This is a genomic window from Porphyromonas somerae, assembly GCF_022845615.1.
Lineage (GTDB): Bacteria > Bacteroidota > Bacteroidia > Bacteroidales > Porphyromonadaceae > Porphyromonas_A > Porphyromonas_A somerae.
Window position 1 is genome coordinate 1,846,293 of the sequence record NZ_AP025559.1, and the last position, 16,242, is coordinate 1,862,534.

The 16,242-nt window shown below is 49.6% G+C and carries 13 protein-coding genes; 2 read left to right on the top strand and 11 right to left on the bottom strand.

Features of this window, described 5'->3' with window-relative positions; all coding sequences use genetic code 11:
• Nucleotides 1–10: 10 nt before the first annotated feature.
• The 3 genes from MWL85_RS07950 to MWL85_RS07960 are packed head-to-tail and all read right to left on the bottom strand — an operon-like array spanning nucleotide 11 to nucleotide 5,660.
• Nucleotides 11–1,567, bottom strand: coding sequence for a DUF6850 family outer membrane beta-barrel protein (locus tag MWL85_RS07950; RefSeq protein WP_244400312.1), 1,557 nt, complete (start codon nucleotides 1,565–1,567; stop codon nucleotides 11–13).
• Between the two features lie 4 nt (nucleotides 1,568–1,571).
• Nucleotides 1,572–2,840 carry a DUF4876 domain-containing protein gene (locus MWL85_RS07955; protein WP_244400313.1) on the bottom strand — a complete coding sequence of 423 codons (1,269 nt, stop codon included), beginning with the start codon at nucleotides 2,838–2,840 and terminating at the stop codon, nucleotides 1,572–1,574.
• 9 nt (nucleotides 2,841–2,849) lie between these two features.
• Complete coding sequence (locus MWL85_RS07960; protein ID WP_244400314.1) at nucleotides 2,850–5,660, bottom strand: TonB-dependent receptor; 2,811 nt, start codon at nucleotides 5,658–5,660, stop codon at nucleotides 2,850–2,852.
• A gap of 163 nt (nucleotides 5,661–5,823) precedes the next feature.
• On the opposite strand from MWL85_RS07960, the gene MWL85_RS07965 reads away from it, so the two are divergent.
• A complete protein-coding gene (locus tag MWL85_RS07965) occupies nucleotides 5,824–6,942 on the top strand; it encodes a 4-phosphoerythronate dehydrogenase (RefSeq protein ID WP_244400315.1) in 1,119 nt (372 codons plus the stop codon).
• Nucleotides 6,942–8,144, top strand: a complete 1,203-nt coding sequence (locus tag MWL85_RS07970) for a glycosyltransferase (protein WP_244400316.1) — start codon at nucleotides 6,942–6,944, stop codon at nucleotides 8,142–8,144. Before MWL85_RS07965 ends, MWL85_RS07970 begins: the two co-directional genes overlap by 1 nt.
• Nucleotides 8,145–8,519: 375 nt before the next feature.
• On the opposite strand, the gene MWL85_RS07975 is transcribed toward MWL85_RS07970, so the two are convergent.
• Genes MWL85_RS07975 through kamD form a run of 8 tightly spaced genes read right to left on the bottom strand, consistent with a single transcriptional unit; the run spans nucleotide 8,520 to nucleotide 16,242 of the window.
• Nucleotides 8,520–9,365 (bottom strand): 3-hydroxybutyryl-CoA dehydrogenase, encoded by an 846-nt coding sequence (locus tag MWL85_RS07975; RefSeq protein ID WP_244400317.1) that lies wholly within the window; start codon nucleotides 9,363–9,365, stop codon nucleotides 8,520–8,522.
• Between the two features lie 32 nt (nucleotides 9,366–9,397).
• On the bottom strand, nucleotides 9,398–10,165 hold the full coding sequence (locus MWL85_RS07980; protein ID WP_244400318.1) for an enoyl-CoA hydratase-related protein: 768 nt from the start codon (nucleotides 10,163–10,165) through the stop codon (nucleotides 9,398–9,400).
• Nucleotide 10,166: 1 nt separating this feature from the next.
• On the bottom strand, nucleotides 10,167–11,174 hold the full coding sequence (locus tag MWL85_RS07985; RefSeq protein ID WP_244400319.1) for an electron transfer flavoprotein subunit alpha/FixB family protein: 1,008 nt from the start codon (nucleotides 11,172–11,174) through the stop codon (nucleotides 10,167–10,169).
• A 9-nt stretch (nucleotides 11,175–11,183) separates the two neighbouring features.
• A complete protein-coding gene (locus MWL85_RS07990) occupies nucleotides 11,184–11,972 on the bottom strand; it encodes an electron transfer flavoprotein subunit beta/FixA family protein (protein ID WP_244400320.1) in 789 nt (262 codons plus the stop codon).
• Between the two features lie 25 nt (nucleotides 11,973–11,997).
• The gene (locus MWL85_RS07995; RefSeq protein WP_018027939.1) at nucleotides 11,998–13,137 is read right to left on the bottom strand and encodes an acyl-CoA dehydrogenase; all 1,140 of its coding nucleotides are present in this window, start codon (nucleotides 13,135–13,137) and stop codon (nucleotides 11,998–12,000) included.
• Between the two features lie 39 nt (nucleotides 13,138–13,176).
• Entirely contained in the window at nucleotides 13,177–13,845 is a 669-nt protein-coding gene (locus MWL85_RS08000; protein WP_018027938.1) for a 3-oxoacid CoA-transferase subunit B, read from the bottom strand.
• A 37-nt stretch (nucleotides 13,846–13,882) separates the two neighbouring features.
• Complete coding sequence (gene kamE, locus MWL85_RS08005; RefSeq protein WP_070706956.1) at nucleotides 13,883–14,677, bottom strand: lysine 5,6-aminomutase subunit beta; 795 nt, start codon at nucleotides 14,675–14,677, stop codon at nucleotides 13,883–13,885.
• Nucleotides 14,674–16,242 carry a lysine 5,6-aminomutase subunit alpha gene (gene kamD, locus MWL85_RS08010; protein WP_070707034.1) on the bottom strand — a complete coding sequence of 523 codons (1,569 nt, stop codon included), beginning with the start codon at nucleotides 16,240–16,242 and terminating at the stop codon, nucleotides 14,674–14,676. The genes kamE and kamD overlap by 4 nt, the downstream gene beginning before the upstream one ends.

Consider the following 16,242-nt stretch of genomic DNA (forward strand, 5'->3'; position numbering starts at 1 on the left):
GTTATAAGTGTTAGAAAAAACAGCCCAAAGAACAAAGTGCAGAGGTACGGCCACCTAGACTTGAATTCAATGGGTGAGTATACCCCAATCTTGCCTTGAGGTATAGCATTGCACGGCTAGAGGATACTGGCTTTTGAGCATAGGAGATAGAAAGAGCCCCCTTCCACAGGTCCGCCACCATATAGTGATAGTCGGGCAGAGTGATATGCTCAGCCACAAATGAATTTACATACTGCTGATTGAGCTCTATATTAGAGTCAAATGCCCAAAGACGCCCTCCAGTAAGGGAAAGGTCGAGAGTGGGGGTAGAAGGGCTATCAAATACAATTACCTTACGCACCTCCCCCATAATCGATGCCATTGAATACCCATACTCCGAGTGGGGAAGAAGGTACTCCGCCGAAGTTTGAGTAACAGCTCCTTTCAAGCCCAACAACCACTCGTAGGGGTGCTGACTATTCCACGACCATTGATAGGAAGCCTCTAAGTGATTGCGGTGCTTCAAATACCTACCGCTACGAGACAGCTCAATATAGCCTTTAAAGGCTTCTGTATTATCATACTTTACGATGTACTGTATTCCTTTGTGCTTACTCACATCGTAACGCAGAGAGAGAGTATGCTGTGACGGGCTCTCCTTACTCTGAAGAGTGAAACCCACAAAAGAGGCATCTGCAAGGAGAGAACCGGTACGCTGAGGGACGGTAAAGCTAATCTCTGCATCTTCTACAGAGCTCTCAAAACCAAGATAAAACAAGGTACGCCAATCAGTATCAATATTGTACTGTAACTCACCTCCCACACTATTTCGGATGTAATTAGTAACCCGCCCAGAACCGATACGTGCCGTAGCACCTCCCATTCCGAACATCTCATAATAGGGTTGCTCCACATATATATTGATGTTTTGCATCCGGCTCTCCTCTTTGTACGACGCATACTTTAGGAGGAGTGAAAGCTGTGTTTCCTTATTGAAAAAGAGTAGGAGTGATGGCTGTAAATAGAGGGACATCGCATTATTATGTGATCTCACATCCCGTTGCTTGGCACCCTGCTCCGCCGAATAGCCAGCTGCTAGCCCAAAAGATAGGAGGCGATGATATACAGGAGTACCTGCCTTGAACTCTAGCTGATAGAGTTGATTTCTCCAATCACTATGATTTTCATCGGCCACAAAGTATGGGAGGTCACGATAGGGCCGAATCAGTGAAGCATTGTATCCCACCTCTTTGGCGATCTCTCTATCGTACTGAAACCTTCCCCAAAGGTGGTAACCATTCAATTGCACGGCCCCTTCTGCCATTGCCGAAAGGTCGTACAGCTTTTTGCCCTCCATTGCTCTGTGGTAGTCGCCCTTTTGCAATGCTCCGGACAAGCCGACTACGGTGTACCTTTGAGCATTCTCTAGTGCCATCCCTGCTGCATTATTGCGCATGGCAGATAGCTGCTCGCCCTTCAACTTATCCAATGAAGAGAGGCTATTTACCTCTTGAGCTATAAGGGCATTGGCACACGATAGGAATAGAAGTAGGCACAATATTTGATATCGCTTATGATTGTAGCTCATTTTACTAGTTGTTATTTTTTAATGAATGGTTCCATGCTGGCATTTTTGCTCCATATCTCCGAAGCATCGGTGTAACACCTCTATCAAAGTCATTGGTGCTATTATTGGTATCTTGCAAGAGAGGGGTACCATCGGGCCGCTGCCCTACTTTCTTTCGAGCCACACCCTGCCCGATGTAGGTATTACCGACATAGGTAATCCCCGCATCTATAAAGCTCGGCATACGCTTAGCATTGATCTTTGTTTCATTATCCACTGCCTCAACGCCATCTAACACATACTCTACAGGTATCTTGGCATAGATTGTGTTGCGCTTATTGCTCAGGTCTTTGGCTTGTAGTGACAAGTCATTGACTGGGTCGTAACTCTCCCCTTTTGGCACCTTGAAGAGCACATACGCACCTCCGAAAACAGTAGTCAAGTACTGCGGAACACGCCCCATTGCCTCCTTGCCATCATTAAAGATGTGGATCATATCATACGCCGGCTGGTCTGGGAATTTCTTATTAAACATATTGAATTCAAACTCCGAGCTGCTACCATCAATGGGAGAATTAGGATTGTAAATACTTAGCTGGTGATTGGCAGCGAACTGGGAAATAACACAGCTCTCACCTGGCTTCAGTGGATACTCCTCGCCCGTGCCTGGAAAACGCCAAACACGATCAGTATATAGATACTTTCCTGCATCCTCCTTAGGCCATATAGGCAACTTTGTAGTCGCAGTACCTGGATAAAGGACACAGAAGTAGAGACCGTCAAGGAAGCAGACCTCATCTGAATTATTATATATCTCATAGAACTGGTCTCTGAAATACCGCTTGGGTGAACCACAGTAGTATATTTCCTTGAACACAAGGGGACTCAAACGTCCGTTCAACACCTCTAGCTCTACACGTGACCCATCTTGCAGAAGGGGATAGTTGAGTAGGCTACCATTGGGGTAAGAGACTTCACCATCAGCCCCTACCGTCTCACCAGAGATATTGATAGAGTAAATTCCAGGTAGCACTCCCGATACTTTGGTCTCATGACCCGTCAATGGATAAGAATAAGCCACCTGCTCATATTCATTGATCAGCTCCACCTTTGCTCCTGATGCCGAATCAAAGTCGGGGATAGCAGTATTCGCCACAATAGTCACCGAAATAGGCTGCACTAACTCAGTGTTTCTAGCTTGTTCAAAGGAGTTACACCCCATAGAAGAGAGCATTAAGAGGGCTATCAATGGCAGCCACCCAAAGGGGTGATGTGTATATTTGGCATTCATCATACTATACTTTTACTTGATAATAATTGTCAACTCAATACCGTAGAAAAAGGCTTTATTTCGGCTATAAAATGTACCTGGTCTTCGCTTTGATTCCACCCTTGGATAGCTTCTAAACATATTATTCGCAAAGAATGAGAGTCGCATAAAGTCGCCAATCTCCTTGGTAAGGTTGAAGTTGAAATTATAGAGAGGTGGAAATAGCTCATCAATATACATACTATCATCTCTATTTCTCAAAAGAGATGAAAACTCAGGCTCCTTTGCACGTGACACATCAAAAGGATATATCTTACCATCTACCTTAGAGATATAGGCAACCGGGATAGTATCGTTACCCATCTGGTAGCGATCCAATTCACGCCATATAGCCTCTGCCGTGAGGGTCAGTACAAGGCCAAGCTCTGGGATGTTATGTGTAGCTCTGATAGAGCTAGTCACCTGTTCATAGATATGCTTTTCCATCCCTTTTTCATAGAGTGCGGTATGGGTACGGTGTGCTCCCGCTTCACTACTTCTACCATCATAGTACTCATAACCATTATTAAAGTTTTTGGACCAAGCCCATGCACCAGATAGCGAAATAGTAGTGCGGATAGCATCAATGCGCTTAAGTGCCAAGTCCCACTCCAGCCCCCTACGGTAAGAAGTCAAGTGGTTAGATGGGCTGTAGTAGGTTGCAAGCACTGGATTAGAGGCAGAGAGCTCAAATCGTGGCCCATCAGGTCCCGTCACACGCTTGTACTCATTGTAGATAACTGGCTGGTGCTTTGGAGTAAGCGTATACCCATTATCCATACGCTCATCATAGGCAGTTACCATCAATTTTCCAATAGGTGTCTTAAGGTCAATGCCCACCTCGACTTTACGATTTGTAGCAATCTCTAGCGACTTATTTTGGGTATCAAATACTCGGGTAGTAGTCATAAAAGCTTTATCCTCAAGGTCGCTAGCCATCTCATTTATATTAATGTACTCAAAGTAAGCACGCTCCGGATAGAGATAGAGGAGTGTAGGCATTTTGGCTGTTACTCCATAGGCGCCTCTTATATAGAGCCAATTGGGGACTATCTCAATAGAGAGATTGGTACGTGGGGAGAGCTTTCCACCCACGAGAGATATTTGATCCCAGCGAAGACCCGCCTGCCAATTCACGAGGTGACGATCGGCTATCTTCCAACTAAAGTTTTCCTCACCAAAGAGACCCAGCTCGTGCACAAAAGGGATCTCACGATAGGGACGAGGGCGAAATGTAGCATTATGGGCTGCAATATTACGAAATGGAGGAAACTCAGGTGAGAACTCCTTTCCACGTCCAATATTGCCATCGACTGAATAATTGAAGCCCAATAATATCCGGTGATTAGTAGCTCCTAGCTTACCGAAAAAGGTAGCCGTTGCGCTAGAGAAAAAACTCAACTCACGCCCATATAGATCATAGCGACCTTTGTAATTAGAGGGGAGGTAGTGAGCATAGTGAGTCGGATCTACCCCATCATACTTGGTCAGTGGCTTTCCCGAAACATCGTAGAGCACCCTACCTGGCTGATTGGCAATAACGGCACCATCAACATCGGTCATAGAATATGGAGCCGTCGCAGAAGTATAGAGCTGGGTAAGGAAGCTATACTTATCATAATAACTGCCCGACACCACATACTTAATATTCTTCAGCCACCCTTTGTCAATGTTAATAGTACCATTGCTATTCATCGCAAATCTCAAGTTACGGCCATCCGACTCCAGCTCATTTGCGGCATCATCAGGGTTGCGATCTCGCTTATCGCGTCCGTACCATAAATCCAAAGAGGTATTGGTACGCCATTTGCCGTCAAAGAATGTATTCGAATAGAGAAGCTTACCAACCGCCCTAGTAAAGTAATTGTACGAAGAGATTGGCGAGCTAGTATTCCTCGCATATTCGCCACTCACATTGAGGGATCCTCCATTCTTATCAAAAGAAAAGCCCTTGTGAGCAGAGAAGTGGTAAAGATTGGGATTAGTACGTGCCTTGATCACTAAAGGGGCCCGGCCCGCCTTGGAGGTAATCAAGACAGCGCCTGAGGTAAGGTCGCCATGAGATACAGAGGGGACACCTCGTACCACCTCTACCGACTCCACACTCTCCAGAGAGAGCAGACGAGTATCAAAGCCACCCGCTGGAGAAGCGCCACCCGATAAAGTCGAGGTGCCTCCTCTTACAGAAGGATTCATCACCTGTAGATTGGCATTATTGGAGATAGGAGCTCCATCCTGCACAATAGCCGTTCCCAAAGCATTGATATTATCATCTCCACCTGCCGAGCGAATAGTCACCTGGCTTGCAGTAGAAAGGGAAGGATTAGTAGAAATACCACCAGGCAAGAGCGACATTAAGTCAGAAAGGCTCACCGCTTGTAGGTGCTCCATTGCCATTGTGGAGATTTTGGATGATGTGGATTGCCCCGCCTTACTGGACTGTGCAGTCACCACCACTTCCTTTAGCCTAAAATCCTCATCTCGCATCACAAAGTCGAGCCGCTGATCACCACTCACCACAAGAAGGGTATCAATGGTCACTTTGCCAATAAAGGAAACCGTTAGTCGCACCTTACCCGAAGGCACTTCCTTGATATGATATGCACCATCTACAGAGGTTATCGCACCCATTCCATAAGCGGGAATCGAAACCGTAGCTCCAGGGAGAGGCTCCTTGACACCATTTGAGATTTCGTAAACCGCCCCGCTTAGATGATGCTTAGATTGTGCCCACACATTAGCCGGCAATAGAAGCATCAGAATAAGGAGGATTGGCATATAACGCCACGACACACTTCTAATCATATTTTACTAATTTAACGAATTGTTATTGTTTATTGCAAAGGTAATAAATTCCAGCAACTCTATTCTCCCCTATACTAGGTATATTGATTGGTAAAGGAGGGCGTGGGGATCGGAATAAAATGGTACCTTTGGGGAGAGGAAGGGGGAGGCGCGGAGAAAGCGTATGAAACGGCTTAAGATAGTAGCAGAGAGCTCGGTGCCCTACATCCAGGGAGTGGCGGAGGAGCTTGGGGAGGTGACCTACCTCCCCTCGGAGGAGTTTGCCCCGGAGGCAGTGAAGGAGGCGGATTGGCTGATTATTCGGAGTACCACGAAGTGCGGTCGAGCGCTTCTGGAGCACTCTCGGGTGCAGCTGATCACCTCGGCGACGATCGGTTTTGACCACATCGATACCCACTTCTGCCACCAGGCGGGCATCACTTGGTACAATGCCCCCGGCTGTAATGCCGAGGCGGTAGCGCAGTACTTTGCCACTGCCATAGCCCTTAGGGCGGTGGAGTGTGGGTGGGACCCTCGTGGCAAGGTGATAGGAATTGTAGGAGTGGGCAACGTAGGGCGTAGGGTGGCACGAAATGCGGGGGCGCTGGGGATGAAGGTGCTTCTCAATGACCCTCCACGGGCAAGGGCAGAGGGATCGGCAGGCTTTGTCTCGCTCCAAGAGATAGCCACGAGGGCCGATATCATTGCTTTTCACGTACCACTTATTAAGGAGGGGGAGGATAAGACCGTGCACCTACTAGATGATAGGTTGGTAGATCTACTCCAAAGGAAACCGATCATCATGAATGCTTGTCGTGGTGCAGTGACCGATACCTCGGCCCTACTGAGGGGTTTGCGTGAAGGCAAAATCACAGACCTAGTGATGGACTGCTGGGAGGGGGAGCCAAATATCTCGCAAGAGCTACTGAAGCAGACTTGGCTAGGCACACCGCACATCGCTGGCTTCTCTGCTCAGGGGAAGGCCAATGGCGCGCGGACCTGCATAGAGCATGGTTTGGAGCACTTCGGACTAAAGCTCAGTAGCTCAGAGCCACTCTACCCAACCCCCTTGAGCGCTCCCCTACTACATCTCTCTAGTGACCAACCTCTATGGGAGGCACTCTTACAAACCTTTGGCATCAGAGGAGTGGACCGTACCCTTAGGGAGCGATCCCAAGAGTTTGAAACCCTTCGGCGAGAATACCACTACCCATACGAGCCCTCGGAGTACCAGCTCCGGAGATGTGAGATGGGGGAATGGGCAGAGGCAGCACAAGGAATTGGCTTTCAGATTATAGAGTGATGAAAATACTCCTCCTCAATACCTACCCGAGTGGGGGTGGTGCTGCAGTGGCGTGCCAGCGAACAATGGCACTCCTCTCACAGGCGGGGATGGAGGTACGTATGCTCACCATCACAGAGTTTGGTTGGCAACATCGGGTCAGTTTCCTTGCCGACCGCCTAGATACGCTCCGTACTGTCGGCTACCAACCGAAAAACCTCTTTCGCTTCTCCACCGCCCGCTATGGCCTGGACATTGCTCACCACCCATGGGTGGCGTGGGCGGAGGTGGTTCATATTCATTGGGTACAGCAAGGGTTTCTATCCGTCAAAGGTCTAGCAGAATTGCTCTCCATAAAAGGAAAACGGTTCTTCTGGACCCTCCACGACTTCTGGCCACTCACGGGCGGTTGCCATATCCCCTACTCCATAGGAGTAGATGGCGAGACCTCTTTTTGCCAAAGATTCACCGTGGGGTGTGGAAGTTGTCCGCTTCTAGGTAGCAAAAGCAAGCAGGACCATTCGAGTAGGCTTTTTCAGGCGAAAAAGGATCTTCCGCTTGAGCAAATACACCTCGTGGCGGTGAGTAATGCGGTGGCAAAAGCAGCCGATGCCTCGCCCCTATTTAGTAAGAGTGCCATCACGGTGCTACACAATCCGATAGACCTGAAGCGGTTTTGCCCAAACACTGTCGAGGAGAAGGAGGAGAATAGTCTCTTACTCGTTGCCTCACGCATTGATGATCCCGTGAAAGGACCCGATTTATTAGTGCAAATGCTCCGAGAAGCAAAGGTACTCTCCGAAGAGTGGGCAAGCAGTGCAAGCATCACCTTGGTGGGGCAAATCAAAGATAAGTCTCTACTAGAGCAGATACCAATCCCCTACCGACATATCCCCCGAGCCGAGGGAGAGGAGCTGGTAAAGCTCTACCTAACGGCCTCCACCATCCTCTCCACCTCAAGATACGAGACGCTTGGGCAAACACTTGTGGAAGGCATCGCTTGTGGCACCCCTGCCATCGCCTTTGGCGTAGGTGGGATCCCCGATATCATTCGCCCAGAGAGTGGCAATGGTCAGCTCATTCAGCCATACGACACCACCGCCATGGCTCGTGCCGTGGTACACACACCCACTCCAAAAGATAGAAAGCAGATTGCCGACACCGTCCGCTCCTTCGGCATCGATGCCATCGCCACCCAGCTGCTCCACCTCTACACCCTCTAACCCCCACCCTACTCAGGCATCGGTAAAACCTAAGTATTCCAATTCTTGTTTCCACCAATTTGCCCCATCTGAAAGGTCATCTGTACTATAAAAAAGAGTAGGTTTCAAAGCACCAAAATCGCCTTTCAGAACCCCTTGATATCCAACAACATATAAAACCGTCAACTGAGATGCAACTAAGCAATCGGTTAGTTGCAACTCAGCAAAAGCTTAGTTGCATCTCGGCAATTGCTTAGTTGCAACTAAACTTTTGGCTTCTCAGAACAGAAAATTTTGTACGGTTCATGGGCTCCTAAAGTAACAATCGGCAAAAAAAGATGGTGAAGTAGCTCATGAGCCACTTCACCATCCGATGTGGGTATCGTAAGATAAGGGTTACTTGCTGTAGTCGTAGAAGCCTCTACCGGTCTTACGGCCGAGGAGGTTGGCACGAACCATCTTGCGAAGTAATGTATGAGGGCGGTACTTAGGGTCGCCATACTCATTGAAGAGCACCTCCATAATAGCAAGGCATACATCGAGCCCGATGAAGTCGCCCAGCTCGAGTGGTCCCATTGGGTGGTTGGCACCCAGTTTCATAGCGGTATCGATCTCCTCCACGGTAGCAACACCATCGGCATATTCACCAATCGCTTCATTGATCATAGGGATCAGGATACGATTGACTACAAATCCAGGGGCTTCATTGACCTTCACTGCCACCTTGCCGAGCTGCTCACAGAGCTGTAGCACGGTGGTGAGGGTGGCTTGGCTAGTGAGCTGGCCAGTGATCACCTCTACCAGTTTCATCACTGGCACAGGGTTGAAGAAGTGCATACCGATCACCTTCTCTGGTCGCTTGGTAGCCGCTGCTAGCTCGGTGATAGAGAGGGAGGAGGTATTGGTGGCGATGATCGCCTCGGGCTGTAGGATAGAGCAGAGGTGGGTGAGGATCTCTTTCTTCACCTCCATCTCTTCGCTCACTGCCTCAATCACGAGGTCGGCATCTTTCACCTGCTCAAAGTCGGTAGTGGTGGTGATGCGAGCGAGGATGGCATCGCGATCCTCTGCGGTCATACGTCCTTTATCTACCTGACGATTAAGTCCTTTCTCCATACGAGCCATAGCTCTGCCTAGGGACTCTGTAGAGCGACCTTTCATAGTCACCTCTAGAGACTTCTGTGCCATAGTCTGTGCTATGCCAGCACCCATGGTGCCATTTCCGAGTACTACGATTTTCATAATATCTTGTTGTTTATTATTGGTTTTGGAATCTAAAACTTTGGGGTCCGCTTCTCTAGGAAGGCACTCATCCCCTCCTTTTGCTCGGGAGAGGCAAAGGCGTTGCTAAAGAGGTGGTTTTCAATGGCGATGGCGGTATCGATGTCGGCTTGCAGACCACGCTGGATCGCCATCTTGGAGAGGGCAACGGCGTGGGGTGACTTAGCGGCGATCTCCTCGGCAATCGCTTGCACGGTGGGTAGAAGCTCTTCGGGTGCTACCACTCTATTGACGAGCCCTATGCGCAAGGCCTCATCGGCTGGAATGATGCGTGCGGTGAAGATCAATTCACTCGCCACTCCGGCACCTACTAGGCGGGGTAGCCTTTGGGTACCACTGAAGCCGGGAGGAATGCCGAGTCCCACTTCGGGCTGACCGAACTTGGCCTTTTCGGAGGCGATACGGAAGTCGCACGCCATAGCGAGTTCGCACCCTCCGCCTAGTGCAAAGCCGTTGACAGCGGCAATCACAGGGATGGGAAGAAGCTCTAGCTGGCGAAAGACTTTGGCACCACGCTGACCGAAGGTGAGTGCCTCCTCGGGGGTGAATTGCGACATCTCGCTGATATCGGCACCAGCGACAAAGCTGCGACCCGCCCCGGTGATGATAAGCACGCGGGTGGAGGGGGCTAGATGATTGAGGGCGTCGCCGAGCTCCTCGAGCACTCGGGTAGAGAGTGCATTGAGGGCTTCGGGACGGTGGATGGTAATGGTGGTGATAGCCCCATTACCATCCACTTTAATGGTCTGATACTCCATCATCTCAACGCTCCTTATCTTGGAGAGCTTGGAGTTTCTGAGTAAGGATAGGGACGATCTTGTGGAGGTCGCCTACCACACCGAGGTCGGCTACTTGGAAGATAGGTGCGAACTTATCTTTATTAACGGCGATGATGTACTCGCTCTCCTCCATACCGGCCAAGTGCTGGATAGCTCCTGAGATACCAAGGGCTAGGTAGAGGTCAGGGCGAACGGTCTTACCGGTCTGGCCAACCTGACGCTCGTGACCAATGATTCCGGCATCGACCATAGCACGTGAAGAGGAGACTTCGGCATTGAGGGTCTCGGCCAGCTCTTGAAGCTTGCTGAAGCCATTGCCGGTACCTACGCCACGGCCACCAGAAACCAATACATTGGCCTCGGTGATATCGATGAGTGTCTTGGTCTCTGTCTCTTTACGGATCAGGCGGACTCTCTGGCACTTCTCAATATCAAAGGGCACCTCTACCTTTTCTACCACACCCTTACGACTGGCATCGCTTGGCTTACGGCGCATCACGCCTGGACGAACGGTAGACATCTGTGGTCGGCTGTTCTTACAGATGATGGTAGCCATAAGGTTACCTCCGAAGGCTGGACGGGTCATGAGCAGATTGCGTTCCTCATTGATATCGAGTGAAGTACAATCGGCAGTAAGACCGGTGTGAAGCCTTGACGAAAGTCTTGGACCAAGGTCGCGACCAATAGTGGTAGCACCTAGAAGTACGATCTCGGGCTTGTAGGTGTGGACGATATGGCAGATGGCCTCGGCATAGGGCTCTGTGATATAATCCTTGAGGAGATCGTGATCTACCACCAGCACTCTATCGGCACCAGCATGGATGAGCTGCTCTGAGAGTGGCTCTACTCCCTTACCGAGGAGTACTGCTGTTACCTGCTCGTTGATTGAATCGGCAAGGTCGCGGGCTTTTCCAAGCAACTCAAAGGCAACATTCTGAACGATGCCATTGCGTTGCTCTGCAAATACTAGTATACCTTTATATTGTTCCATAGTCGCTTCTTAAATAATAAATTTCTCTTGCAGTTTTTCTAAGATGATATCGGCAGCCTCCTCTGGGGTGAGCTCTTCGTGGAGTGTACCCATGGCCTTGGCGCCCTTGGTAAAGGACTTGCTCACATTGGTAGGCGATCCCTTGAGCCCTAGGCGGGTCTCATCAACTGGGAAGGAGCCAAAGTTGAGCTCTACAATCTCTTTGTCAAAGGCGGTCATGATGTCGGAGACATTCATGTAGCGTGGCTGATAGGCCGATGCCAAAAAGGTGAGCATGCAGGGGAGGTCTACCTCTAGGTATTCGTGACCGTCCTCAAGGTTTTTCTTGACAGTGAGGGTCTTCTTACCATCATAATCAACATGCTCTACGTAGGTGATCTGTGGGAGGTCGAGCTGCTCGGCAATCTGTGGACCTACCTGTGCGGTGTCACCATCAATGGCCTGACGACCTGCAAGGATCACATCATAAGGCTCTAGCGACTTGATGGCTTGGGAGATGGTGTAGCTGGTAGCAAGGGTATCGGCACCACCAAACTTGCGGTCGGTGATGAGGAAGCCTTTGTCGCAACCCATACCAAAAGCCTCGTAAAGAACAGCCTTGGCCTGAGGAGGTCCCATGGTGATGACATCAACCTCGGCACCGAAGCGATCTTTGAACTGTAGTGCCTGCTCGAGAGCACCCTTATCATCGGGATTCATAATACTTGGTACACCAGTACGGATGAGGGTACCCTTGACTGGATCGAGCTTGATCTCAGTGGTATCTGGAACTTGCTTTATGCAAACTAAAATCTTCATATTTCAGGAATGTATTTACTCGTTTTTACTTCAGTAGATTGGCTGCAATCACCATACGCTGTACCTCACTGGTACCCTCGTAGATCTCGGTAATCTTGGCATCGCGCATCATTCGCTCCACTGGATACTCACGGGTGTAGCCGTATCCGCCGTGGAATTGGACGGCCTTATTGGTCATCTCCATTGCTGTCTCGGCACAATAGAGCTTGGCACGAGCGGCAGGAACGGTGTAGGGCTGGCCGTTGTCTTTGCACCACGCTGCTTTACGCACAAGTAGTGACGCACACTCGATGCGTGCCTCGAGGTCGGCCAACTGGAATTGGGTATTCTGGAACTTCGCGATACTGCGACCAAACTGCTTACGCTCTTTGGTGTACTTCACGGTCTCCTCCATAGCACCGCGGGCAATACCAAGGGCTTGTGAAGCAATGCCGATACGCCCACCATCGAGGGTCTTCATAGCTACTTTGAAGCCTTGACCTACCTTGCCGAGAAGATTCTCCTTTGGCACGATGCAATTCTCCATAATCAGCTCGCAAGTAGCTGAGCCACGGATACCCATCTTGAGCTCCTTCTTTCCTACTGAGAAGCCAGGGAAGTCTTTCTCCACGATAAAGGCAGAGATACCTTTATTGCCAAGGCTCTTATCGGTCATGGCAAAGATGATGTAGACGTGGGCATACTCGGCATTGGTGATGAAGATCTTATTGCCATTGAGTACGTAGTGGTCTTCCTCCTCTACAGCGAAGGTCTGCTGACCAGCTGCGTCGGTACCGGCATTGGGCTCGGTAAGTCCGAAGGCACCAATCCACTCACCCGATGCGAGGCGTGGTAGGTAACGCTCCTTCTGCTCGGGGGTACCAAAGAACATAATTGGGTCGCAGCAGAGTGAGCTATGAGCTGATACCACTACGCCAGTGGTAGCACAAACGCGACTGAGCTCTTCTACCGCCATGGTGTAGATCTGGTTGGTAGCTCCGGCTCCACCATACTCCTTTGGGATGGTGATACCCATAAGGCCGAGCTTGCTCATCTTCTCCACGGTCTCTATGGGGAAGCGCTCCTCTTCATCTATCTCTGCAGCTAGAGGCTTTACCTCTTTCTCTGCAAACTCTCTAATCATCTGCAAGAAGAGTTCTTCCTGAGGTGTGTAATTGAAATTCATAATCAGTATTGTCTATATTATTATTTATGGACTCTATCTTTATTGCTTCATTGGCTGTACGTTTTCGTCGAAATGAAGCTCAGCCTCTGTTGCAGCTTGTATCTCTTCACGACTCACGCCATCGTATATCTCGGTCACCCAAAGGCCTTTGCCCTTACGCACCTCGATCACGCACATCTCGGTAACGATCATATCTACCTGTCCCTTGGCAGTAAGTGGTAGGCGGCACTTCTTGAGGATCTTGGGATTGCCCTTGGCGGTGTGCTCCATAGCGAGGATCACCTTTTTGGTACCTACGAGGAGGTCCATAGCACCACCCATACCAGGGGCACGCTTACCTGGGATAATCCAATTGGCGAGGTCGCCCTCTTCATCTACTTCCAAGGCGCCTAGTACGCTAACGTCCACGTGACCTCCGCGAATAATACCGAAGGAGGTGGCACTATCAAATGTAGCCGCACCTGGCACGGTAGTGATGGCACCACCACCTGCATTGATCCAATCGGGATCTTCCTGACCTGCTTCGGGAGTAGCTCCGAGCCCGATCATTCCATTTTCACTCTGTAGCATCACATGTACGCCTTGTGGCAAGAAGGAAGGAACCATTGTGGGCAGCCCGATACCGAGATTGACCACGTCACCATCCTTTAATTCGAGAGCAACTCTCTTTGCGATGACTTCTCTGACTTGTTGTTTGTCTAATGCCATAATCTTAGTCTTTATAGTATTTGTATTTATCTTGTTTTCAGTTTTGTAGCTCCTGACGCCGTACCATCTCTTGTGCGATAAACGAAGCGACGTCATCGGCATAAGTGTTGGCACCAAATCCGGCATCATAGCCTAGCTCCTTGGCAAGCTCGTGGGTGATACGAGGCCCACCGCAACAGACGATCATTCTGTCGCGAAGCCCCTCGGCCTCGATCATCTCTATCAGCTCGGTGAGGTTTTGGATATGGACATCCTTTTGCGTCACTGTCTGGGAGATGAGCAGAGCATCGGCACCAAACTCGATCGCCTTTGCCAAAAACTCATCATTAGGCACCTGGCTACCCAGATTGCGTGCCTCGATCATATCATAACGCTCTAGACCATAATGCCCAGCGAAGCCTTTCATATTCATGATCGCATCAATACCTACGGTATGTGCGTCGGTACCGGTACTAGCTCCTAGCACCTTGATAGGTTTGCCCAAGTGGGTGCGGATATAGTCGTCGGTCTCCTCCATCGACATAGTGGTCGACTCCACTTTGGGCACATAGATATTGCTATAATCTACCGTATGGGTACAGCTACCATAGCAATTGAAAAAGGTATAGCCCTCGGTCAGTTCTTTCGAAAAGACCACCATAGGATTTTGGAAGCCCATCTCCTTGAGGAGCAACTTAGCTGCCTCCTCGGCTTCGGCACCCTTAGGTACAGGAAGGGTAAAGCTCAGCTGTACCTTGCCATCGTTCATGGTGTCGCCATAAGGCTTCACCTTGGATAGGTCTAATGTCCTATCAAAACTTTTATCTTCGGTTGAATATAGTCCTCCACTCATAACTTGCCCGCAATCTTATTGTCTTTCATTAGTTCCAAAATAGGGTTGTAGTAGCGCTCCCCTTTGCGCTTAACGCCATCCAGACCTTTACCACCATCTTGTGGTCGCTTGATATCCGCAAAGATGCCCTTTGAAAGGGCAATAAAGAGACCCTCCTCCTGGATATCCTGCAATAGTGTCAATGCCTTCTCAAGCACATTCTTGGCACGGGTCTGCATGATACCATTCTCCTTAAACTCCACATCGTCACCGATAGACTTCATGTTGTTGAAGATATAGCGAGCGTTCTCAATTGAGAGATATCGGTCGCTCATAAATGGAGTGTGTATCGCCTCGGTAGGCATACCGAGAAGTTGCAACCCTTGGTGTGTCCAGATACCGATCATATTGAATAGAGCATCTTGGATATGACCTCTAAAGATATTACCGGTCATAAACTTTGTAGGTGGCATATACTTCAATGGTGCCTTAGGGAAGATCTCCCTTGTCATTTGAGCCTGTGCCAATTCATAGAGGAAGCCATTCTCCACGGCGGGATCCATCTCAAAGGCGTGGCCGAGTCCCATCTGCTCTTCTGGGATACCCGCCTTGAGGGCAAATTGCTCGTTGATAAAGTCCGAGGCCAATACCGTATGTGCCTCCTCAAGAGCATCGGCAGTGGTGAGGTAGTTATCCTCACCGGTATTGATAATCACCCCAGCGAAACCATTGATCACACGACTAGTGTACTGGTCCACGATGGTTCGCTTCATATTGATATCCCTAAATAGAATGCCATAAAGGGCATCATTGAGCATCACATCGAGCCCTTCAAAAGCACCCATAATAGCAATCTCAGGCATACAAAGACCCGAGCAGTAGTTACAGAGTCGGATATAGCGTCCTACCTCCTCACCCACTTCATCAAGGGCTTTTCGCATAATGCGGAAGTTTTCTTGCGTCGCATAGGTACCGCCAAATCCCTCAGTAGTAGCTCCGTATGGGACATAGTCAAGAAGGCTTTGCCCCGTGGTACGAATCACCGCAATGATATCGGCACCTTGGCGAGCTGCCGCCTGTGCCTGCACCACGTCCTCATAGATATTACCAGTCGCAACAATCACATAGAGATAAGGTTGTGGTCCTTCGCCCACCTCCTTGATAAACTTTTCCCTTCTGGCTCTCCTTGCTGCAATTCGCTCCATACCTGCCTTAATATATGGGGCGAGTATATCAGCCACCTCCTGCTCAGAGGCTGCTGGAAACTGTGTCAGCTTTATCTTACCATCCGACACCTCCTCAGCTATCTCCTGTGGCTCCTTTCCCGTAGCAACCATCGCGGATGCTAGATAGAATAGAGCTCCGTTGGAGAGTGCATTCTCCTCCACTAGATGCTCCACCACCACATTGGGAAGCGGCACTTGATTTCCATCTACACCATCTATCCCTACAAAGCGACAAAGGGTGCGTTCTACGGCTACCGTCGTATATTCATCTACAAAGGTCTGTACATCCTCAGCAATTGCTCGTGCTGCCCCACGTGCTTGCTCCACCTTTGAGAAGTCAATTCCCACCTTACTTTTCAT